The following is a 20,090-nucleotide window of genomic DNA, read 5'->3' as shown; positions in this document are numbered from 1 at the left end:
TGAACCTTTGAATCCAGATCGTTACTTGAGGTTTCCTTGAGGTTGCGAGGTGTTGCCTGTATTTAACGAGGTCGGGCCCCGGAGCTGCTTCCCGGAAACAGCCGTGTCACACTCGACGCATGCGCGTGTATCTCGGCTCCGACCATGCGGGCTTCGAACTCAAGAACCACCTCGTCGAGTGGCTGAAGGAGGCGGGCCATGAGCCCGTCGACTGCGGGCCGCACATCTTCGACGCCCAGGACGACTACCCGCCCTTCTGCCTCCGCGCCGCAGAGCGCACCGCCGCCGACCCCGAGGCCCTCGGCATCGTCATCGGCGGCTCCGGCAACGGCGAGCAGATCGCGGCGAACAAGGTCAAGGGCGTGCGTGCGGCCCTCGCCTACAGCGAGGAGACCGCGTCGCTCGGCCGCCAGCACAACAACGCGAACGTCGTGGCCGTCGGCGCGCGGATGCACACGGAGGAGGAGGCGACGAAGTTCGTCGAGACCTTCGTCGGTACGCCGTTCTCCGAGGACCCGCGGCACATTCGTCGCATCGACATGCTGACGAAGTACGAGGCGACGGGGGAGCTGCCGGAGATTCCGGCGCACCACCCGAAGCAGTAAGCAGAACCAGCCTCTTGGGAGAGGTCTTTCGAGCGCCCACCTGTCAACTGACCGAGACAGGTGGGCGGGTGGGAAAGGAAGTTCGTCAGGTGCCAGAGGGGCACACGATCCACCGACTCGCACTGGACTACGGCGCTCGCTTCAAGGGCCGAGCCGTACAAGTCACCAGTCCCCAGGGCAAGTTCAGCGACGCCGCAGCACTATTGACCGGTACGGAACTCACCCGCACGGAAGCCCACGGCAAGCACCTGTTCCTCGGTTGCCGGGACGAGGAGTGGATCCACATCCACCTCGGCCTGTTCGGCAAGGTCAACTTCGGCGGAGCCCCCGCACCCCCGCCCACGGACACCGTCCGCCTGCGCCTCGCGAACGACACGTCGTACGTCGATCTCCGCGGCCCCACCACGTGCGCCCTGATCACGGACACCGAGAAGCAGGCGATACACGACCGCCTCGGCCCCGACCCCCTGCGCCCGCCCGAGGACACCGACCCGAACGCGGCGTACCGGCGCATCTCCCGCAGCCGTACGACGATCGCCGCCCTGCTGATGGACCAGAAGGTCATCGCGGGCGTCGGCAACGTCTACCGCGCCGAGGTCCTGTTCCGGCACGGCATCGACCCGTACCGCGCGGGCAAGGACCTCACGCCGGCCGAGTGGGACGCGATCTGGGCCGACCTCGTCGAGCTGATGCGCGAGGGCGTCCGCAACAACCGCATCGACACCGTCCGCCCCGAACACACCCCCGAGGCGATGGGCCGCCCGCCGCGCGTCGACGACCACGGCGGCGAGGTCTACGTCTACCGCAGGGCGAACCGCCCCTGCCACATCTGTGGCGGCGAGATCCGCACCGCCGATCTCGCCGCCCGCAACTTGTTCTGGTGCCCCGACTGCCAGCAGCGGTAGGGCTGTTACGGATGTTCTCCGGATGGTCTAGAACCCGTGCGGCAGCCAGGGCGCGACCGTCGACCCGAACGCCAGCGACGCCTCGGCCAGCGCCCCGGCCCGCAGCTCCCGCACCCGACCGGCCCCCGCGAGTGACGCGAGGGACACCCCGCCGAGATACGCGGACCCCAACTCCCGTACGGACAGGGCGAGATCGGCCGGCTCCTCGGTGCGCTTGCAGGACGCGCCCTTCGCGTCGCCGGTGAGCCGCCAACGCCCCTCGTTCCAGGGGCAGAAGGCGTCCGCGACCTCGAACACGACGTCCACGGGCGCCTGGTAGGTGCGCGCCTCCAGCGAGGCGCCGAGGTCCACCAGTCGTACGTGCAGCGAGTCCGCCTGCCGGATCGAGCACCGGCGGAGGTCGGAGACGAGATGCTGCCAGGCGTCGTCGACGGGACGGCTGCGCAGCGTCACCTTCCGCGTCAGGTCGATGTCGAAGAGGAACCGCCACAGCGCCGCGTACGACGCCGGGTCCAGCGCCTCCAGATCACGTAGCAGGACTGTCCCCTTGGGGCCTTGGACGTCCCACTCGGGCTTGACGAAGTACCGCGTGTAGCCGACGACTTCACCGTCCCGCTCCGCGACCACGCACCGCAGCGGCGAGGACCCCTCCCGCCCGCTCTCCGGGTCCAGCAGCGGCAGGTCCTCCCACCCGGGCCGCCGCGCCGTCATCCCCGGCCGCCCGGCCACCAGCCGCGCGTACACCGCCTCGCACTGGTCCCGTACGGCGGCGGGTTCGGCGAAGCGCAGGCGTACGTCGTCCGTTCCCGGCGGCACCGAGAGCCGCACCCGGTCGGTGTCGATCTCGGCGGTCGTCCGCATCGTCGCGACGCCGTACCCGAACCGGCCGTAGATCACCGGCTCGGAGGCCGTCAGGACGGCGAACGGCTCGCCCCAGGACCGTACGTCGTCCAGCTGCCGCCGCATCATCGACGTCAGGATGCCCCGTCGCCGGTGCGTGGCGGCCACGCTGACCATCGTGACGCCCGCGGCGGGCACGGAGGCGCCGCCGGGCACGGTGATCCGGAAGCTGAACGCGCCCGCCGTCCCCACGCACGCGTCCCCGTCCCAGACGCCGAGGGAGCGGTCGAACTCGGTGAGCCGCTGCCACAGCTCACGTTCCTCGGGCGACTCCGGGACGCCACCGAAGGCGTCGACAAGGTTGTCGTACCAGGTGTTCCACTCGTCCCGGCGCAGTACCCGCAGCTCGGTCGGCCCGGCCGGTGTGTTTCTCGCAACTGTCCCCATGGACCATGCCTACCAGCGCGTTGCGGGACGAGCCAGGGAATTTCCGCTCGGCGCCACCACGACGGCCTCCGGTGAAGTTCACTGTGAAGTTGAACCTCGCAGGGGGGACAAGTGGGACCTCCCGTGCCAAGCGGCTGGTCGGATGGATAGGGTCCCGAACTAATGGCAGCAGGACGAGAGCGGCGCGCGGAGGCCGACACGTTCATGGCCCGGTTGAGGAAGCTGGTTCACCGGGTCCGCACCGGCCTGCGCAGAAGTGCCGTGGACTACTTCCGCGGGGACGGCTCGGACTGGGTCGCGCTGGCCGGGCTGCTGATCACGATCCCGGTGATCGTGGCCGTGACCCTCGCCAACCCGGTGTGGTGCTCGCCGAACGCGCTGGTCCTCCCGATCGTCGCGGGCGGCCTGCTGCTGCGCCCCGCGAGCCTGCTCGGCCTGTACGCGGCGGCGGCCACCGGCCTGATCGTGGAGTCGGTGAAGCTCGGCCCGTACACCGAGGGCCCGGCGCGGGTGACCCCGGGCGTGGTGCTCGTGGTGGCCGCGTGCGGTTTCTTCGGGCTGCTGATCGCGCAGTTCCGCAGCCGGGTGGGCGTGCCCTGGCGGCGCGGCGGCACCATGCTCTTCGACCTGCGCGAGCGGATCCGGGTGCAGAGCAAGCTGCCCCAACTGCCGCAGGGCTGGCACCGGGAGATGGCGCTGCGGCCGGCGGGTGGCCAGTCGTTCTCCGGGGACTTCGTGGTCGCGGCCCGGACGAACGGTGGTCGGACCATGGAGGTGGTCCTCACGGACGTCTCCGGCAAGGGCATGGACGCGGGCTCACGCGCCCTGCTGCTGTCGGGCGCCTTCGGCGGTCTGCTCGGCTCGTTGCCCCCGCACGCGTTCCTCCCCGCGGCCAACGGCTATCTGCTCCGCCAGGACTGGGACGAGGGCTTCGCGACCTCGATCCACCTCGTCCTGGACCTCGACTCCGGCGACTACGAACTCTTCTCCGCGGGACACCCGCCGGGCCTCCAGCTCAGCGCGGGCAGCGGCCGCTGGGAGGAGAAGGCGGCCGAGGGCCCGCTGTTGGGTGTGTACGACGGCGCGCAGTTCGACCCTGTGAAGGGATCGCTGCGGCCCGGGGACGTGTTGATGCTGTTCACAGACGGGTTGGTGGAGACCTCCGACCGGGACATCGTCGAGGGCATCGACCGCCTCACCGGCGAGGCCGACCGCTATGTCGCCGGCGGCTTCCACGGCGCCGCCTGGCACCTGATCGAGGCGGTCGCCAAGGACGTCAACGACGACCGGGCCCTGCTGCTGGTCTGCCGCGAGGGCCCGACGGCCCAGGCGGGGCGCTGACGTCACCGACGGGGCGCTGACGTCACCGGCGGGCGAGGTGGTTCCTTCCCAGCCTTCGGTGGTTCCTTCCCGAGCTTCGGTGAGGAAAGTTTGCCGACTTTGTGATGGTGAAGGCCCCGGGTTGCCCGGAGGATTCGCGAGTTGATATTGATGAATCCGTATGCGACACGAGCGGCACACGCCGCGTGAGCCTGTACCGGGGGAGCCGACATGAAGTTCGACATGGGTGCGCAGGCGCTGTCGACGCTGATGCGTGACTCGCGCGGATCGAGTCAGGATCTGGGCACGCTGATCCAGCAGTTGGTGCAGGCGGCGGAGCCGTTGGAGGGGAAGTTCAACGGTGGGGGCCGTGCGGCCTTCGACCAGTTCAAAGCGCGGGCGGACGGGATCACGAAGGAGCTGAACTCGTCGTTGGCGGCGATTCTCGGTGGCCAGTCCGGGATGGACAGCGCGTTCAGTACGGGTGACGACGAGCAGCGTGACAACGCCCGGCAGCACATGGGGTCGGCCAATTTCGACGCGGCGCGGTTCTCGGGCCGCTGAGAGTTCGGTTCGTTCGGTTCGTTCGGGTCTGTTCAGGGTGTTTTCGGGGAGTGGTGTGTGATGGCGGGTGCGGGTTCGGATCGTCGTTCCTACGACACGACGGCGTCGGGGGACGTGCAGGGGAATCTCGCGGGGGTGATCGCCCAGTTGGAGGCGGTGATCTCGGCGCGGGACAAGCAGGTGAAGAAGGCGATGTCGGACTTCACGGCCGATGGTGTGGCGGATGAGTACCACGGCAAGGAGCACCGCTGGAACCAGGCCTCGCAGGAGGTCCGGAACATCATTCAGCTGCTGAAGACGACGATGGAGAAGAACGACTCGACGGCGCACTCGACGTTGGCGAAGGCGAAGTCGGCGGTGGACAACATCGGCTGAGCCGTGACCGGTTGGTGGCTCGTCGGTGGTTAACCGGGGCTGCTGTGGTTCTTGATGGTTGGTGACGGCCGGGTGCCGGGTTCACGGGGGTTGGTATGACGGGCTGGGACCTGCGTCCGCAGGGCATTCAGCATGTGCTGACGACGACGGGCACGACGGCGTCGCATCTGGAGACGTACGCGAAGGACTACGGCGCGCATCTGCAGTCGGCGGCGTCGAGCGCGGGCACGATCTCTGCGGACGGCGGATCGGGTGGGTCGTCGGGCAGCCAGGGCGGCAAGGACGGCGGGAAGGCACAGGGCGGCCTCGTGGCGTTGGCGCTGTCGCAGTACGCCGAGCACGCGATGAAGGACCTGCAGTTCATCGCGGCGCGGGCGGGCAAGTCGATGCAGGGCGCGGTGGATGCGACGACGGCGTATCTGAACGGCGACGACGCGATGGCCGCAGAGGTGCAGCGTAAGGCGTCCACGCCCGGGGTGACGATGCCGGGAGTGGGTTAGGCGTGATCGATCCGGAGGAGATTCCCGAGTTCACCGGTGATCTGGAGCAGCTGGAGAAGGACTACGGCGACCTGAAGAAGGACGCCGGGCACATCCGTTCCACGGGTGCGGATGTGCACACGCAGTTCCAGGGGTTGTCGGCGTACTACCACGCTCCTGAGGCGGAGACGTTGTTCGCGTCGACCAAGCCGGTGTCGGATCGCTCGGACACCTTCGCCACGGATCTGGAGACGGTCTCCTCGGCCCTGTCGGGGTACGCGACCGAGATCCGTCCGCTGGTGGCGAAGCTGAAGCAGCTGAAGACGGAGGCGACGGAGTTCGTCGCCTCCGTCAAGGGGGACGACGACTGGGAGTACGACGGGGACAAGGTCGACAAGCACAACCGGATCCGGGACGACATCACGGCGGCGGTGGCGGCGTTCTGGGCCGCCGAGCGTACGTGCCACAACGAGATCACGGCGTTGTGGCACGGCACGCAGATGGTCGCCGGTGACGGTTCGGACCGGAAGGACCAGTACGGCTACAACGCGTCGGACCTGAAGGACGCGAAGCTGCCGTGGGGTGACCCGGTGGACCAGAAGCACCACTGGTACGACGTCGGGCACTGGGTGAAGTCGTTCGTGTGGGACGGCCTGATCGTGGACGGCGTCTGGGGCACCATCAAGGGTCTGGGGACGCTGGTCGGGTTCGGCGGCTGGGACGCGATGGGGCAGGCGTGGAAGGGCCTGGCGCAGTTGGCGACCGGGTTGACGCTGTCGATGATGCCGGGTGCCCAGACCCTTTTCTGGGCGTTGCCGGACAAGGCCCTGCCGTCGTGGTTCCGTGAGTCGCGCAACACGATGAAGCAGACGGGGAAGGCGCTGCTGGCGTGGGACGAGTGGGGCAAGAACCCCGCGCGTGCGGCGGGTGCGGTCACCTTCAACGTCGTCACCACTGTCTTCACCGGTGGCGAGGGTGCGGCCGTGGCCGGCGCCGGCAAGGCGGGCGCGGTGGCCAAGGCGGTCTCCCTGGTCGGCAAGGCCGGCAAGGTCATCGACCCGATGACGTACGTCATGAAGGGCGCCGGCGCCGGCCTGTCCAAGGTCGGCGACATCGCCAAGAACCTGAAGAGCATCGGCAAGATCGACATCCCGACCCTTCCCGACGGCTCGGTACACCTCCCCGACGGCCGCCTCCTGCAGCCGAACGGAAACCTCCTCGACCACGCCGGCAACGTCGAGACGACCCCGATCCCGAAGGAAGCGGCCCCCGGACTCCCGTCCCACTGGACCCTCCCGGCCGCGGAACCGGCGTCCGTGGGCGTCTCCCATGCGGCGGACAGCGGCGTACATGGGGCTGTCCCGCACGCGCCGGACAACGGCGTGCACGGGGCCCTCCCGCACACGGCGGACAACGGCGTGCACGGGGCCGTCCCGCACGCGACGGACGCGGTCCCCGGCGGGATGCCGTCGGCTGGGGCTGCCAATGACGGTGTTCACGGCGGGATTCCCCACTCCGTGAGCAACGCTGTCCATGGCGGCACCCCGCATGTTCCCGGGAGCGGGATCCACGGTGGCATTCCGAAGTCCGTGGGTGACGGTGTGCACGGCGGGGTTCCGCACGTCCCGGAGAGCGGCGTCACCGGAGGCGTTCCGCATGTCCCCGGCAATGGGATCCACGGCGGCATCCCGAAGTCGGTGGGTGACGGTATCCACGGCGGGGTTCCGCACGTCCCGGACAACGGCATCACCGGAGGCGTCCCGCACGTCCCCGGCAACGGCATTCACGGTGGCATCCCGCACGGCACGGGCGACGCGGTCTCGGCGGGCGAGCACGCCGGTACGACGCCTTCGGCGTGGTACCACGAGACCCCGACGGTCCCCGCGCACGAGGTACCGCACACCACCCCGCACGAGGCTCCGCCGACCGCCCCGCACACGGGCGGCCACGACACCCCGGGCACCGGGGGGCACCCGGGCCACGGCGCCGGTCACGACGGTGCAGGCCACGGCGGTCACGACAGCACCGGTCACGACGTCGGCCACAACCACGACGCCGGGCACGCCGGCGACCACGGCGGCCTCGACCACTCCGGCCCCGGGCACGACGCGGCGGACATCGCCGGGCACGACGGCGCGGACGCGGCTGCGCCGGGGCACTCCGGCGGGGAGGTGCCGGGGCATGGCGGGGGCGGGGAGCCGTTCGAGTACAAGCCGCACGTGTCCGCGGACAAGTTCGACGAGCTCTCGGACGCGGAGAAGCACGCGGTGGCCACGGCGGAGCTGGAGCAGGGGACGAACCCCTGGCCCAGCACCAGCAACAAGGCGGGACAGACCTACGGCGACACGTACTGGAACGACTACATCGACCAGCTCGACCCTGCCGCGAAGAACGCGTTGAACAAGTACAGCGACTTCTACTACTCGCAGATCAATGGCCCGCTGCGGAATGGTGTGGACCTGCCTGCCCCGATCGCGGACATCGTCCACAACATGGACCGGGTCATGGGCACTCGCCCGGTGCCCGAGGACATCATGGTCGTCCGGGGCACCGGGATCGATCACCTCGAACTGGACTCGCCGCTCGACATGGAGGGCAGGACCTTCGGGGACGACGGGTACACTTCCACGTCGCTCGGCAAGGACCCGGCCTTCCAGCACGAGCCGGTGATCATGCACTGGCGGGTACCGAAGGGCACCCCCGCTCTATGGATCGACTACATCTCGGCGAACAAGGGAGAGCGGGAGCTGCTGCTTGCTCGCGGTACGAATTACACCGTGACGCGTGTCTTCATGGACTCGGCGGGCAAGTGGCACGCCTACGGGGAGGTTCTCCCGAAGCCGTAGCGAACGGCGCTTGAAGGGTCGGGGCAGGGCCGTCGTTGCCGATCAGGCAGACGTACAGAAATGTGGACTTCATGAGTAGCGAACAACCGGTCAACTCGCGCTTCGCAGAAGACCTCCAGCTGAAGCAGGTGGCAGGTCCGGCGATGTACGGCCGTGACACCGATGGGCCGGTCGCGTACCTGAGCGTCGCCGACCGGACCGGTACGGTCATCGGGTACGTGTGGGCGAATGACAAGGACGATGCGGCCGGTTGGGTGGTGCCGCAGGGGCTTTCGGCCAACGCCGTCAACGCCGGCGCGAGGTGGCTGCGGGCCCTGCGCGCCGGCAAGGCCCGGGAGCTTGCCCCGACGGCCATGCTCGCGGAGCTGGCGCGGGGCACCAACGACAGCGAGCCGAGCCACGCCGTCCCCGGCTCGCTCACCGAGGCCTCGACACTTGCCGCGCTCAAGGAAATGGCCTCTGGTGGCTGAACCCGCGCCGATCAACCCGCGTTTCGCCGAGGACGTGCACTTCAACCTCGTGAGGCCGGGCCCGCCGAGGTACCGGACCCGGACCGACAAGCCGGTGCGGTACTTCACGGTGGCCGACAAGGAGGGCGGCGCGGCCCTTGGTTATGTGTGGGCCGGTGACGAGGACGACGCCGCCGCGTGGGAACCGCGTGCCGCTGCGGGAGGTCGGGCCCTCGCCGAGGGCGGTCACTGGCACGCCCGGTTGGAGGAGGCCAAGGGGCGGGGTATCCCGCCGTCCCAGGCCCTCGCGGAGATGCTTTCCAACCCGGAGGGCAACCGGGGCCGGGCCCTGCCGGACTCCCTGACCGACGCACCGAACGCCGCCGCGGTCGAGACCCTCGCCAAGGGTGACTAGGAGACATACGCGCCACCATGAGCAGTGAACGACCGGTCAACCCGCGTTTCGCCGAGGACATGTGGTTCCAGGAGGTGCCCGGCGGTCCGGCACGGTATCGGGACAGGACAGACAAGCCGGTGCGGTACTTCACGGTGGTCGACAAGCAGAGCGGTGCGGTTCTCGGATACGTATGGGGCGGTGACGAGGACGAAGCCGCGGCGTATGTACCGAGGCAGGCCGCTGGTCCCGTGGGGGCGAACGAGAGCATGTCCTGGATCGGCAGGCTGCGTGAAGCCAAGTCGCGGGGCATCCGCCCGTCCCAGGCTCTCGCCGAGTTCCTGGCCGGACCGGAGCCCGGTGGCAGAGGCCGTCCTCTGCCGGACTCCCTCACCGACGCCCCGAACGCCGCGGTGGTCAAGGCCCTTGCCAAGGGTGACTAGGAGACATACGCACCACCATGAGTAGCGAACGACCGGTCAACCCGCGCTTCGCCGAGGACATGTGGTTCCAGGAGGCGCCCGACGGTCCACAGCGGTACCAGGACTGGACAGACAAGCCGGTGCGGTACTTCACGGTGGTCGACAAGCAGGGCGGCGCGGTCCTCGGGTACGTGTGGGCCTGCGACGAGGACGAAGCCGCGGCGTACGAGCCGCGGCAGGCCGCAGGGCCTCGGGCGGTGAACGAGGGCGGTTTCTGGATCCGTCGGCTGCGCAACGCCAAGGAACGCGGCCTTCGGCCGTTTCAGGCCCTCGCCGAGTTTTCGGCCGACCCGGATCCGGCGGGTAAGGGGCGGCCCTTGCCCGGCTCTCTCACCGACGCCCCGAACGCCGCCGCCGTCAAGGCCATCGCCCAGGAGGCCTGACCCCCCATGCAGCACCCCGTCCAGTACGTCGCCGTCGAGACCCCCGACGGCGAAGTCGTCGGATCCGTCTGGGCCGACTACACCGCAGGCACCCTGAAGTGGGCGCGGCGCACCGCGACCGGTGTCGATGGGTATCGCTTCGGCGAGACATGGGCGGCCAAGGTGGCGGAGGCCGGTGAGCGAGGCGTCCCCCTGGCCGGCGCGCTCATCCGGCTCGCCCGCGACGCCGGCACCGGACCCCCGGTCGACGTCTGCGGCCCCGAGGCCGTGGACGAACTTGCCCGCGCCGTCACCGAGGCCGACGACCGGCGCCTGCTGGCCCAGCTCGACCACGGCGGCATCGAAGCCTGGCAGGAGCTGGCCGACGCCTACGCTGCCCTCACCGACGACGACCGTGACGTCCGCTGGGGCGGAGGCGAGAAGAACGCCAACGGCGCGACCCAGTGGCCGTATCCGGTCTACAGCAGGCCGCTGTGGCGGGTCGTCAGAGCCCTGTGGGGCATCGGTGCCGTCACCCCGGAGTACCGCTGGAGCGCCGCTCCCCCTCCCGCGGTGCCGCCCCATGGACGGCTGCGTCCCGCGGACGCCGTACGCGCCGCCACCTTCCTCGCGGTCGGTGAGCGCGTCAACGAGGGGTCGGTGGACGAAGCCGTGCGGAGCGGTCTGTTCGACGCCATGGCCGCCGCGCTCCTGGACCGGCACGCCGCACACGCCTCCCAGTGAGCCGGATGCGAGGTTCCGCCGCACCACGTGAGGCGCGTCCAGCACCACGTGCCTGTTCCATGGCCGGCCGATCATGCGACCGGCGACGCGGAACCTCAACATCGGAACCTCAACATCGGAACCTCAACATCGGAACCTCAACATCGGGACGCTGGGTGTGCAGGTTCTGCGGAGGTTTCGGCGTCGTTCCCGGCAGCCCGGGCTCCCCGGGTACGCCGCCCGCGCGTCCATGTTTTATGTTGCACGGGCGAAGTCACGGGGACAGGGGGATGCGGTATGTCGTACGACGGGTCGTCCGCTCCTGTCATGACGCTCGCCGAGGTCGAGGCCGTCGCCCGCGCAGCGCACGCCGCCCAGCGGGACAAGGCCGGCCGGCCCTACGCCGAACACCTGGAGGCCGTCGCCGAAGGCGTACGCGCCCGCGGTGGCGGTTGCGAACTCATCGCCGCCGCCTGGCTGCACGACGCGGTCGAGGACGGTGTGCTGAGCGAGGAGTGGCTGGCGGCGGCCGCGCTCACCCAGCGCACCAAGGACGTCGTACGGGCCCTGAGCAAGCGGCCGGGCGAGGAGCCGCGGGCGTACGCGGAGCGGATCCTGGCCACCGAGGGCGCACGGCTAGTCAAGGCGGCCGACCTCGCGCACAACGCCGACCCGCGCCGGCTGGCCGTACTCGACGAGCCCACCGCACGGCGTCTGACGCGGAAGTACACCGCCATGCGGCAGTACCTCGGCATCACCGCCGAAACCCCGGAATCCCCTGATGTCCCTGACACACCTGACATTCCTGAAACCTTCACGACCTCCGACGACTGACGACCGCACAGAGAGCACAGGCACAGGACCAACTCAATGGCACGGGACTACGACAGCCAACTGCTGGAGTCGGTGGCGGTGCGCCGGCGCCGGATGCGCGACGCGCTGCTCTTCGGCGCGCAGCGCACCCGGCGCTCGGCCGACGAGCGGCTCGGGAAGGTGTTCGCGGGCATCGCCATCGCGGCCGTCCTGTGCGCCGGATGCGTCGGGTGGTCCTTCCTGCAGGCCACCCTGGCCAAGCAGAAGCAGCAACAGCAGCAGGAGCAGCAGCAAGGGCAGCAGCAGTACAGCGGCCCCTCCGCACAGCCGTCCTCGGCATCCTCGGCCACAACTTCGCGATGAATGGGTTCCGGTAAGTGGTGAGTACAGCAACGACGTCCCGGACACAACTGAGCCGGGTCACGCTGGTCGGTGAGCGCCGGCGCGTCGACATCGTCCTGCCGTCGGACACCCCGATCGGGCAACTGCTGCCCGACATCCTGCAGTTGCTCGACGACCGGGCCGCCGCGCGGCCCATGACCCGGCAGCTGATCACCTCCGACGGCTCGGTGCTGCCGCACGAGGCCACGCTGTCGTCGTCCGAGGTGCCCGACGGCGCCGTGCTCCAGCTGGTGCGCGCCCATGCCGCGCCTCCCGCACCCGTCGTGCACGACGTCACCGACCAGGTCGCCGACGACCTCGATCTGCGTGCCTGGCGCTGGCGGCCCGCCGCACGCCGGGCCAGTTCCGGGGTGGCCACCGTCGTGTTCGCCGTGGCCGCGGCCCTGCTGGCCCGGCGCGAGTTCCCGCTTGGGTCCGTCACCACCGCGCTCGCGGCCGTCACGGTCGTGTTCCTGGTCGCCGGCGCGCTCGTCTCGAAGATCGGCGACGGCAACCGCGGGCTCGCCACGGCGCTGCTGCTCGCCTCCGGGGGGCTCGGACTGCTCGCCGCCGGGACCGCCGCCGACGCCTACGGCTGGTCAGGCCCGGCCCGGCTGGCCGGTGTCGTCGCGGCGCTGGTGCTCACCCTTGTGCTGCTCGCCTACTTCTCCCCGCTCGGCCGTGGCGCGCTCCTCGGGGCCGGCGCCACCGCCTTCATCACCCTGGTGTGGGAGGCCGTAGCCGCCGTGCAGGACCGGCCGGACCGGCTCGGCGCGGTGATGGCCGTGTTCTCCGTTGTGCTGCTCGGCGTGCTGCCGCGGCTGGCGCTGATGGCCTCGGGGCTGACGGGACTCGACGACCGGCGCTCCGCGGGCGCGTCGGTCAGCCGCCACCAGGTCGCCAACGCGCTCGCCGCGACGCACCGCGGGCTCGCGCTGATCACCGTCGCCACCGTGGTCTCGGCAGCCGCCGGCGGCTGGCTGCTGACCGCGGCCGGGCGGCCGACCGTGTGGACGGTGGCCCTCACCTCGCTCACCGCCGTGGTGCTGCTGTCCCAGGCCCGGGCCTTCCCGCTGGTCGCCGAGGTCGTGGCGCTGTTCTGCGGCGCCGCGCTGCTCGTCGTACGGCTCGCGGTGGAGTGGGTGGACCACGCGGGCGGCGCCGGGGCGCTGGTGCTGCTGTGCCTTGCCGGAGTGCTGCCACTGCTGGTCCTCGCGGTCCAGCCGCCCGAGCACGTGCGGGTGCGGCTGCGGCGGATCGGCGACCTGATCGAGTCCCTCGGCGTGATCGGGCTCTTCCCGCTCGCCGTCGGGGTGTTCGGCATCTATGGGCAACTGCTCAACAAGTTCTGAGGCCAGGGCAGGAGTGAAGGGCGACATGCCGAACGGGGACAACTGGCAGAGCGACGTGCTGCGCGATCTGAGAGGCGGTACGCCTCAGCATCAGCAGCCTGTGCCGCAGCAACAGCAGCAACAACACCAGCAACAGTCGTACGGGCCCGGCGCTCCGGAACGGCCGGGCACTCCCGCGCCGGGTCCCGCGCCGGCGTACGGCCACCCACAGCAGCAGGCATACACCGACCCGCCTTCTCACCATCAGCAGCAGGCGTACACGGACGCGCCTCCTCACCAGCAGCACTACCAGCACCAGCAGCACCACCAGGCCCCGCCCGCGCAGCGTGTCGTCACTCCCGACTCCCGGCCCGTGCTCGACAAGCGGCTCGCCGCCGCCGCGCTCAAGCCGCGCCGCGGTGAGGCGCTCGGTGCCCGTGCCCTGCGCGCCGTACGCCGTACCGTCTCCTCCTCGGCGGCCCGCGAGGTCGCCGACAGCGCGGCGACCGCCGAGGTGCTGCAGCAGGCGGTCACCACCGGGCGGCAGATCGCGGTGACGTCCATCCGCGGGGGCTCCGGCAAGACGACGGTCGCCGCGCTGCTGGGCGCCACCTACGCCCACTACCGCCAGGACCCGGTGCTCGTCGTCGAGGCCGACCCGGCGCTCGGCTCGCTGCCGCTGCGGCTCGGCGCGGAGACCCTGCGCTGGACCACCGGTGACCTCGCCGGACTGGTGGAACCGCAGATGTCGCTGCTCGACGTCACCGGCTACCTGGTCCAACTCCCCGGCAACGCCTGGCTGTTGCCCGGCAGCCAGGGCCAGGTCGGCGCCATGCTCGACACCACGGGCTACGAGCGGGTCATGGTGTCGCTGCGCCGTTTCTTCGGCGTGACCGTCGTCGACTGTGAGACCCTGCCCGCCGAGGTCGCCCGTACCGCGCTGTCCGCCGCGCAGGCCCGGGTGCTCACCGTGCCCGCGACGCTGGAGGGCATCGCCAGCACCCGTGCCGTCCTGGAGTGGATGCGCAACCTGCCCCCGCACGTGCTGGCCTCCACCGTCGTCGTCCTCACCGAGGTCGCACCGCACCCCGGCGTCGACCTCGGCAGGGCGACCCGGGAGCTGACCGAGGCCGGAGTCACCGTGACGGTCCTGCCCTACGACCGCCACCTCGCGTCCGGCGGCACCATCCGTACGGATCTCCTCGCCCGGGCCACCCGGCAGGCCGCCACCCGGCTGGCCGCGGACGTCTTCCAGCTCTCCCAGAAGCAGCGCTGACCGCCCGACAGGAAGGACCGGGGAACCGAACGAACCCGAGGACGAGGCACCGAAGATGAGCACCCGACTGATCCACCGCCCCGCACGCACCACCCGGCCGGCGGCCGTCCCCGAGGCCGACACCATAGAGGCGCCGCCCAACCTGCCCGAGGGCAAGGCCGGTTCCGTGCTGCACTCGCTGCTGCCCGTCGCCGGGGTCATGTCGTCCGTCGTGATGATGACCATCGTGCGCAACAGCCAGTTCGCCGGCCTGGGCGCGATCATCCTCGTCGTCACCCTGGCCGGCTCCCTCGCCATGGCCTTCTCCCAGCGGGGCAAGGCCCAGCGCGTCCGCCGCACCCAGCGCGAGGCCTACCTGGCCTACCTGGAGGACCTGCGCGAACAACTGGCGAAGGAGGAACGCGAACGGCGCGAGCAAGCCCAGGTGCTCAACCCGCCGCCGGACGCGCTGTACGACATCGTGCGCGACCCCGCCCGTCTGTGGGAACGGCGCCGGACGGACGGGGACTTCCTGCGGGTGCGCGTCGGCACCGGTCAGATGCCGGTGCGCGATCTGCGGGTCGCCCAGCAGGGCTCCTCCGCGCTCACCCCGCCCGACCGGTTCATGCTCAACGAGGCCTCCGCGCTGACCTCCCGCTTCAGCACCGGCACCGAACTGCCGCTCACCGTCCCGCTCGACCGCGTCGGCAATATCAGCGTCATCGGCCCGCGCGAGGACACCCTGCGCGTCGCCCGCGCGCTGCTCGTCCAGGCCGCCGCCACCCACGCGCCCGACGACGTGGCCGTGGCCGTCGCGGCCCCCGGCGACCGGCTGGCCGACTGGGAGTGGACCAAGTGGCTGCCGCACCTGCTGGACACCGAGCAGTTCGACGGCCCGGTCGCCGCCCGCCGTATCGCCCCCTCGCTGCCCCAGCTCGCCCGGCAGATCGGCGGTGAGCTGCGCCGCCGCGCCTCCTACGCGGCCGAGGTGCGCCGCGGCATGTCCGGCCGGGACGCGCTCGGCATGACCTCCCGGCTCCTCGTCGTCGCCGACGCGCACGGGGACGACGCAGTCGACCTGCCGCGCCCCGACGACGCGGTCGGCCTGCGGGACATGGGCGTCACCGTGCTGCACCTGCTCGACGAGCGGGTACGGGAGCCCGGCAGCGTCGGCGTGCGCATCACCGTCGACGGCGCCCGGATCGTCATCGAGGACCTGCGCGAGGCCGAGCCGATCAGCGCCCACGGCACGGTCGACGAGGTCGGCACGGCCCTCGCCGAGGGCCTGGCCCGGATGCTCGCCCCGCTGCGGCTGTCCGCGGAGTCCCTGGTCGGTGCCCCGCTGACCGGTCCGGTCGACTTCGCGGAGCTGCTCGGCATCGACGACGTCGCCGACCTCGACCTGGACCGGCTGTGGGCGCCCCGCGCCGAACGCGCCTTCCTGCGCGTCCCGATCGGCGTCGGCGACAGCCACGAACCCGTGCTCCTCGACCTGAAGGAGTCCTCCGAGCTGGGCATGGGCCCGCACGGCCTCTGCGTCGGTGCCACCGGTTCCGGCAAGTCGGAGCTGCTGCGCACCCTCGTCCTCGCGCTGCTCGCCACCCATCCGCCGGAGGATCTCGCGCTGGTCCTCGTCGACTACAAGGGCGGAGCCACCTTCGCCCCCTTCGCGGACGTCCCGCACGTGGCCGGTGTGATCACCAACCTGGAGAACCAGGCCGGCCTCGTCGAACGCGTCCACGCCTCGCTCGCCGGCGAGGTCAAGCGGCGCCAGCAGGTCCTCAAGGAGGCGGGCAACGTCGCCGACATCGGCCACTACGCCGCCCTGCGGGCCGAGAAGCGCCCCGACCTCGAACCGCTGCCCCACCTGTTCGTCGTGATCGACGAGTTCGGCGAACTCCTCACCGCCAAGCCGGACTTCATCGACCTGTTCCTGTCCATCGGCCGCATCGGCCGCTCCATCGGCGTCCACCTGCTGCTGTCCAGCCAGCGCATCGAGGGCGGCAAGCTCAAGGGCCTGGACACCTATCTGTCGTACCGGCTCGGCCTGCGCACCTTCTCCGCCGACGAGTCCCGCACGGTCCTCGACACCACGGACGCCTTCCACCTGCCCCCGCTGCCGGGCTTCGGCTACCTCAAGGTCGACACCAGCCACTACGAGCGGTTCAAGGCGGGCTACGTCTCCGGTGCCTACAGCGGCCCCGTCCGGCGCGACACCGAGGACACCGGGCCGCTCGCCCTGGAGTATCCGGCGTACAACACCCTGGGCCAGGAGGAGAGTTCGAGCCCCGCCGAGCCGCAGATGCGGCGCCGGGAGACCGGGCTGACCGAGATGGCCGTCATGGTCCGGCAGATAGAGAACGCCGACACTCAAGCCGTACGCCAGATCTGGCTGCCCCCGCTGCCCGGCGCCGTCGCCCTCGACCAGGTCGCCGGCCCCGTCGAAGTGGGCGCGCGCGGCATGCAGTTGGCCCGCCGCCGGGGCCCGCTCCAGGTGCCGCTGGGCGTCCTGGACGATCCGGCACGGCAGTGGCAGGGCCAGTGGTACCTGGACCTCACGGTGGCGGGCGGACACGCGGCGGTCATCGGCGGCCCCCAGTCCGGCAAGACCACCCTGCTGCGCACCCTGGCCCTGTCCCTGGCCCTCACCCACACCCCGCAGGAGGTCGGCGTCTACGGCCTCGACCTGGTCGGCGGCGGTCTGCAGGCGCTGTCCGGCCTGCCGCACGTGGGCGGGGTGGCCGGCCGGGCCGACCGGGAGCGGTGCGCCCGCACCGTCGACTCCGTGCGCGGCATGCTGGACCAGCGGGAGGAGCTGTTCCGCCGCCACCACATCGACTCCCTGGAGCAGCTGCGCACCCTGCGCGCCGCAGGCCGCGTCCCCGAGCTGGCCTCCACGGAGATCGTGCTGCTCGTCGACGGCTTCGGTGCCCTGCGCGACGACTTCGAGGAACTCGACGAAGGGGTCGGCGACATCCTCAAGCGCGGCAGCGGCTACGGCATCCATGTCGTCGCCGGCATGCTGCGCTGGAACGACGTGCGCATCGCCGCCCAGTCCCAGTTCGGCACGCGGGTGGAGCTCAGGCTGAACGACGCCGGCGAGTCCAGCATCGAGCGCAAGCTCGCGCAGACCCTCTCGCCCGACGAGAAGGGACGCGTCCTCACCGACGGCAAGCTCTTCGCCCAGGTCGCCCTGCCCCGCACGGACGGTGTCGCCGACACGGCCGACCTCGGCACGGTCCTGGAGCGCACGGCCCGTACGATCCGCGCGACCTGGTCCGGCGAGACGGCCCAGCCGGTCAGAGTGCTGCCGCAGATCCTGGAGCCGCACCTGCTGCCCGGCCCGGCGGCCGAACCGCGCCGGGTCCCGATCGGCCTCGACCAGACCCAGCTGGCGCCCGTCCTGCTCGACCTGTTCGAGCACGACCAGCACCTGCTGATCATGGGCGACAGCGAGTGCGGCAAGACCAACCTGCTCAGGGCCGTCGCGGAGGGCCTGATCGAGCGCTACAGCGAGGACGAACTGGTCTTCGGCGTCATGGACCCGCGCCGCGGACTGCGCGGCGCCGTCCCGGAGGAGTACCGGGGCGGCTACGCCTACAACGCCAAGCTGTGCGCGGGCCTGTCCGCGGGCATCGCCACCGAACTGGAGAAGCGGCTGCCCGACGAGAGCGCGGACGGCGCGGACCTGGAACCCGGCAGCTGGGGCTCGGGCCCGCGGATCGTGATCCTCGTCGACGACTACGACGTCCTCACCACCGCCGGCCAGCAGCCGCTCGCCCCCTTCCTGCCGTACATCCCCTCGGCCCAGGACATCGGCCTCCACTTCGTCCTCACCCGCCGGGTCGCGGGCGCCTCCCGAGGCCTGTACGAGCCGCTGCTGCAGAGCCTGCGCGAGTCCGGCGCCTCGGCGCTGGTAATGGCGGGCGACCGCAGCGAGGGCCAGCTCTTCCCCGGTGTGTACGCCGGCCGGCAGCCGTCCGGGCGCGGCGTCCTGGTCCGCAGGGGCGAGCCGAACCGGCTGATCCAGACCGTCCACGCGGGAAACAGGCAGGACCAGGTGGGAACAGGCAACGGGACGAGGTACCCATGACGAAGGATGTCGTCGCTCTCACCAGGACGATGCCCGACCCGCTGAGCGTCCTCGCGGGGCTGCTGGCCGGTGGCCCGGACCTGCTGGCGGGCGTCGAGGGGGACGGCGCGGTGGTGCAGCTCTGCGACGAGCGGGGCCGTCCCCTCGTCTCCGTCGAGGCACCCCTGCTGGTGCGGGTCAGGGGAGAGGCGCGGCGGCTGCTCGGGGCGACCGAGCCCGAGGTGCCGTACTGGTGGACCGAGGCCCGTGCCACCACCGGCGTCAAGGAGGCCGAGGAACTCGCCGGTGCCTTCGCGGCCCGCGTCGCCACCCTGGTCGGCGGCACCGCCTGGCCGCCCCAGGCGGCGCGGTCGCTGGCGGTGGTCGACACCGACGGGGTGCGCGCGGTGCCGGCCCCGGCGGCGGCGCAGCCCGCCGTGGACGTGCTCACCGACAAGGTCGCCGTGGTGATCCAGGACCGCCCGGTGGTCGCGATGACCGCCTGGCTCTCGAACGCCTTCAAGGCCGTCGCCAACGCCGGACTTGGCCTGCAGATCGTCACCCCCGCCGGCACGCGCCTGTCCCCGGCGGTCCGCGGCAACCTGCCGGGCTGGCCCTCGCGCTGGGTGGTGCAGGACAAGAAGGACGGCTACTACGACGGACTGTCCGGAGCCGTACTGCGCTGGGACAACGGCCTGTTCGTGACGGCCGGGCCCCCGGACGCGACGCCGGAGGACCCCCGCACCCCCGTGGCCGAGTCGTTCACCCCCGAGGTCGCCGACGACGGCGAACGCCAGCTGGCCGTGTCCTTCCGGGCCGTCCACCCGGCGGACGAGCGGCTCGTGCTCGGCGGCGCCCTGGAAGCCGTATGGCGTGAGCTCACCGGTGAGCCGCCGGCCGGCTGGGGCACCGAGGAGCCCGCCAACCTGCCCTGGTCGCTGCGCCAGTTGACGGACGTGGCGTACGAGCGGGCGCCCGAGCCGACCTGGCTGGTGGTCGTCGGCAGTCCGGAGCGCCCGGGCCTCGCGACGGTCCGGATCAGCCGTACCGAGGGCGGTGTGGAGGAGGACGTCACGCTGGCGTTCGGTTACGGCCCGGGCGAAACGGTGCCGACGGACGCCGACGTGACCCGGGCGGCGGAGGTCCTCGCCACCCGGCACGATCTGCAGTCGATGCTGGTCCAGGTGCGCCGGGCCCGCCGCGACCTGTCCGTACCGCCGCGCTTCGAGGGGCCCGGCGTCCCGTACGCCTTCGTCCTCGGTGCCGAAGAGGTGCGTGAACTCCCCGGCGACCGGGCCAGGCGCACCCCGCTGCCGCGGCCGCCGCGCGAGTTGGGCCCGAAGAGGCGCCCGGCGCTGTACTACCCCTTCCCGGGCGACCCGTCGGACCTCACGGGATGGACGGACTTCGAGCGGCTGATGAGGCACCTCAAGGGCGCCTGAGCTGC

Annotated in this window: 19 protein-coding genes; 18 read left to right on the top strand and 1 reads right to left on the bottom strand. The window is 71.2% G+C overall.

Annotated features, from left to right (window positions below; translation table 11 throughout):
• The first annotated feature begins 119 nt into the window (after window positions 1–119).
• Window positions 120–605, top strand: coding sequence for a ribose-5-phosphate isomerase (locus OG496_RS21715; RefSeq protein ID WP_366490826.1), 486 nt, complete (start codon window positions 120–122; stop codon window positions 603–605).
• 89 nt (window positions 606–694) lie between these two features.
• Window positions 695–1,510, top strand: coding sequence for an Fpg/Nei family DNA glycosylase (locus OG496_RS21710; protein ID WP_405972057.1), 816 nt, complete (start codon window positions 695–697; stop codon window positions 1,508–1,510).
• Window positions 1,511–1,537: 27 nt separating this feature from the next.
• On the opposite strand, the gene OG496_RS21705 is transcribed toward OG496_RS21710, so the two are convergent.
• The gene (locus tag OG496_RS21705) at window positions 1,538–2,797 is read right to left on the bottom strand and encodes a GNAT family N-acetyltransferase (protein ID WP_405972056.1); all 1,260 of its coding nucleotides are present in this window, start codon (window positions 2,795–2,797) and stop codon (window positions 1,538–1,540) included.
• 162 nt (window positions 2,798–2,959) lie between these two features.
• On the opposite strand from OG496_RS21705, the gene OG496_RS21700 reads away from it, so the two are divergent.
• The 16 genes from OG496_RS21700 (at window position 2,960) to OG496_RS21625 (ending at window position 20,085) form a co-directional block, all read left to right on the top strand.
• Entirely contained in the window at window positions 2,960–4,138 is a 1,179-nt protein-coding gene (locus tag OG496_RS21700; RefSeq protein ID WP_366490829.1) for a PP2C family protein-serine/threonine phosphatase, read from the top strand.
• Window positions 4,139–4,348: 210 nt separating this feature from the next.
• Window positions 4,349–4,681, top strand: a complete 333-nt coding sequence (locus OG496_RS21695; RefSeq protein ID WP_366490830.1) for a hypothetical protein — start codon at window positions 4,349–4,351, stop codon at window positions 4,679–4,681.
• 60 nt (window positions 4,682–4,741) lie between these two features.
• Complete coding sequence (locus tag OG496_RS21690) at window positions 4,742–5,056, top strand: pore-forming ESAT-6 family protein (RefSeq protein ID WP_366490831.1); 315 nt, start codon at window positions 4,742–4,744, stop codon at window positions 5,054–5,056.
• A gap of 95 nt (window positions 5,057–5,151) precedes the next feature.
• Complete coding sequence (locus OG496_RS21685) at window positions 5,152–5,556, top strand: DUF6507 family protein (protein WP_405972055.1); 405 nt, start codon at window positions 5,152–5,154, stop codon at window positions 5,554–5,556.
• A gap of 2 nt (window positions 5,557–5,558) precedes the next feature.
• Entirely contained in the window at window positions 5,559–8,381 is a 2,823-nt protein-coding gene (locus OG496_RS21680; protein ID WP_405972054.1) for an ADP-ribosyltransferase, read from the top strand.
• Window positions 8,382–8,452: 71 nt separating this feature from the next.
• Window positions 8,453–8,851 carry a hypothetical protein gene (locus OG496_RS21675; RefSeq protein ID WP_405972053.1) on the top strand — a complete coding sequence of 133 codons (399 nt, stop codon included), beginning with the start codon at window positions 8,453–8,455 and terminating at the stop codon, window positions 8,849–8,851.
• Window positions 8,844–9,245: a hypothetical protein gene (locus OG496_RS21670; RefSeq protein WP_405972052.1), complete on the top strand. Its 402-nt coding sequence runs from the start codon at window positions 8,844–8,846 to the stop codon at window positions 9,243–9,245. Before OG496_RS21675 ends, OG496_RS21670 begins: the two co-directional genes overlap by 8 nt.
• Window positions 9,246–9,262: 17 nt before the next feature.
• Window positions 9,263–9,667 carry a hypothetical protein gene (locus OG496_RS21665; RefSeq protein ID WP_405972051.1) on the top strand — a complete coding sequence of 135 codons (405 nt, stop codon included), beginning with the start codon at window positions 9,263–9,265 and terminating at the stop codon, window positions 9,665–9,667.
• Window positions 9,668–9,684: 17 nt separating this feature from the next.
• The gene (locus tag OG496_RS21660) at window positions 9,685–10,089 is read left to right on the top strand and encodes a hypothetical protein (protein ID WP_405972050.1); all 405 of its coding nucleotides are present in this window, start codon (window positions 9,685–9,687) and stop codon (window positions 10,087–10,089) included.
• Between the two features lie 6 nt (window positions 10,090–10,095).
• On the top strand, window positions 10,096–10,812 hold the full coding sequence (locus OG496_RS21655) for a DUF6508 domain-containing protein (protein WP_405972049.1): 717 nt from the start codon (window positions 10,096–10,098) through the stop codon (window positions 10,810–10,812).
• A gap of 306 nt (window positions 10,813–11,118) precedes the next feature.
• Window positions 11,119–11,625 (top strand): HD domain-containing protein, encoded by a 507-nt coding sequence (locus tag OG496_RS21650; protein WP_405972048.1) that lies wholly within the window; start codon window positions 11,119–11,121, stop codon window positions 11,623–11,625.
• A gap of 36 nt (window positions 11,626–11,661) precedes the next feature.
• A complete protein-coding gene (locus OG496_RS21645; RefSeq protein WP_366490842.1) occupies window positions 11,662–11,967 on the top strand; it encodes a hypothetical protein in 306 nt (101 codons plus the stop codon).
• 14 nt (window positions 11,968–11,981) lie between these two features.
• Entirely contained in the window at window positions 11,982–13,337 is a 1,356-nt protein-coding gene (gene eccD, locus OG496_RS21640) for a type VII secretion integral membrane protein EccD (protein WP_405972047.1), read from the top strand.
• Window positions 13,338–13,362: 25 nt separating this feature from the next.
• Window positions 13,363–14,592: a MinD/ParA family protein gene (locus tag OG496_RS21635; RefSeq protein ID WP_405972046.1), complete on the top strand. Its 1,230-nt coding sequence runs from the start codon at window positions 13,363–13,365 to the stop codon at window positions 14,590–14,592.
• Window positions 14,593–14,647: 55 nt separating this feature from the next.
• Window positions 14,648–18,664: a type VII secretion protein EccCa gene (eccCa, locus tag OG496_RS21630; RefSeq protein WP_405972045.1), complete on the top strand. Its 4,017-nt coding sequence runs from the start codon at window positions 14,648–14,650 to the stop codon at window positions 18,662–18,664.
• Entirely contained in the window at window positions 18,661–20,085 is a 1,425-nt protein-coding gene (locus OG496_RS21625; protein WP_405972044.1) for a DUF6177 family protein, read from the top strand. Before eccCa ends, OG496_RS21625 begins: the two co-directional genes overlap by 4 nt.
• The last annotated feature ends 5 nt before the right edge of the window (window positions 20,086–20,090 follow it).

The organism is Streptomyces sp. NBC_00988, assembly GCF_045162645.1.
Lineage (GTDB): Bacteria > Actinomycetota > Actinomycetes > Streptomycetales > Streptomycetaceae > Streptomyces.
This window is presented reverse-complemented; position numbering and strand designations above follow the sequence as displayed.

Bases quoted from the DNA above. Each gene is read 5' to 3' on its own strand.
- OG496_RS21715 (WP_366490826.1), top strand. From the start codon at position 120: ATGCGCGTGTATCTCGGCTCCGACCATGCGGGCTTCGAACTCAAGAAC.
- OG496_RS21705 (WP_405972056.1), bottom strand. From the start codon at position 2,797: ATGGGGACAGTTGCGAGAAACACACCGGCCGGGCCGACCGAGCTGCGG.
- OG496_RS21700 (WP_366490829.1), top strand. From the start codon at position 2,960: ATGGCAGCAGGACGAGAGCGGCGCGCGGAGGCCGACACGTTCATGGCC.
- OG496_RS21695 (WP_366490830.1), top strand. From the start codon at position 4,349: ATGAAGTTCGACATGGGTGCGCAGGCGCTGTCGACGCTGATGCGTGAC.
- OG496_RS21690 (WP_366490831.1), top strand. From the start codon at position 4,742: ATGGCGGGTGCGGGTTCGGATCGTCGTTCCTACGACACGACGGCGTCG.
- OG496_RS21685 (WP_405972055.1), top strand. From the start codon at position 5,152: ATGACGGGCTGGGACCTGCGTCCGCAGGGCATTCAGCATGTGCTGACG.
- OG496_RS21675 (WP_405972053.1), top strand. From the start codon at position 8,453: ATGAGTAGCGAACAACCGGTCAACTCGCGCTTCGCAGAAGACCTCCAG.
- OG496_RS21665 (WP_405972051.1), top strand. From the start codon at position 9,263: ATGAGCAGTGAACGACCGGTCAACCCGCGTTTCGCCGAGGACATGTGG.
- OG496_RS21660 (WP_405972050.1), top strand. From the start codon at position 9,685: ATGAGTAGCGAACGACCGGTCAACCCGCGCTTCGCCGAGGACATGTGG.
- OG496_RS21655 (WP_405972049.1), top strand. From the start codon at position 10,096: ATGCAGCACCCCGTCCAGTACGTCGCCGTCGAGACCCCCGACGGCGAA.
- OG496_RS21650 (WP_405972048.1), top strand. From the start codon at position 11,119: ATGACGCTCGCCGAGGTCGAGGCCGTCGCCCGCGCAGCGCACGCCGCC.
- OG496_RS21645 (WP_366490842.1), top strand. From the start codon at position 11,662: ATGGCACGGGACTACGACAGCCAACTGCTGGAGTCGGTGGCGGTGCGC.
- OG496_RS21635 (WP_405972046.1), top strand. From the start codon at position 13,363: ATGCCGAACGGGGACAACTGGCAGAGCGACGTGCTGCGCGATCTGAGA.
- eccCa (WP_405972045.1), top strand. From the start codon at position 14,648: ATGAGCACCCGACTGATCCACCGCCCCGCACGCACCACCCGGCCGGCG.
- OG496_RS21625 (WP_405972044.1), top strand. From the start codon at position 18,661: ATGACGAAGGATGTCGTCGCTCTCACCAGGACGATGCCCGACCCGCTG.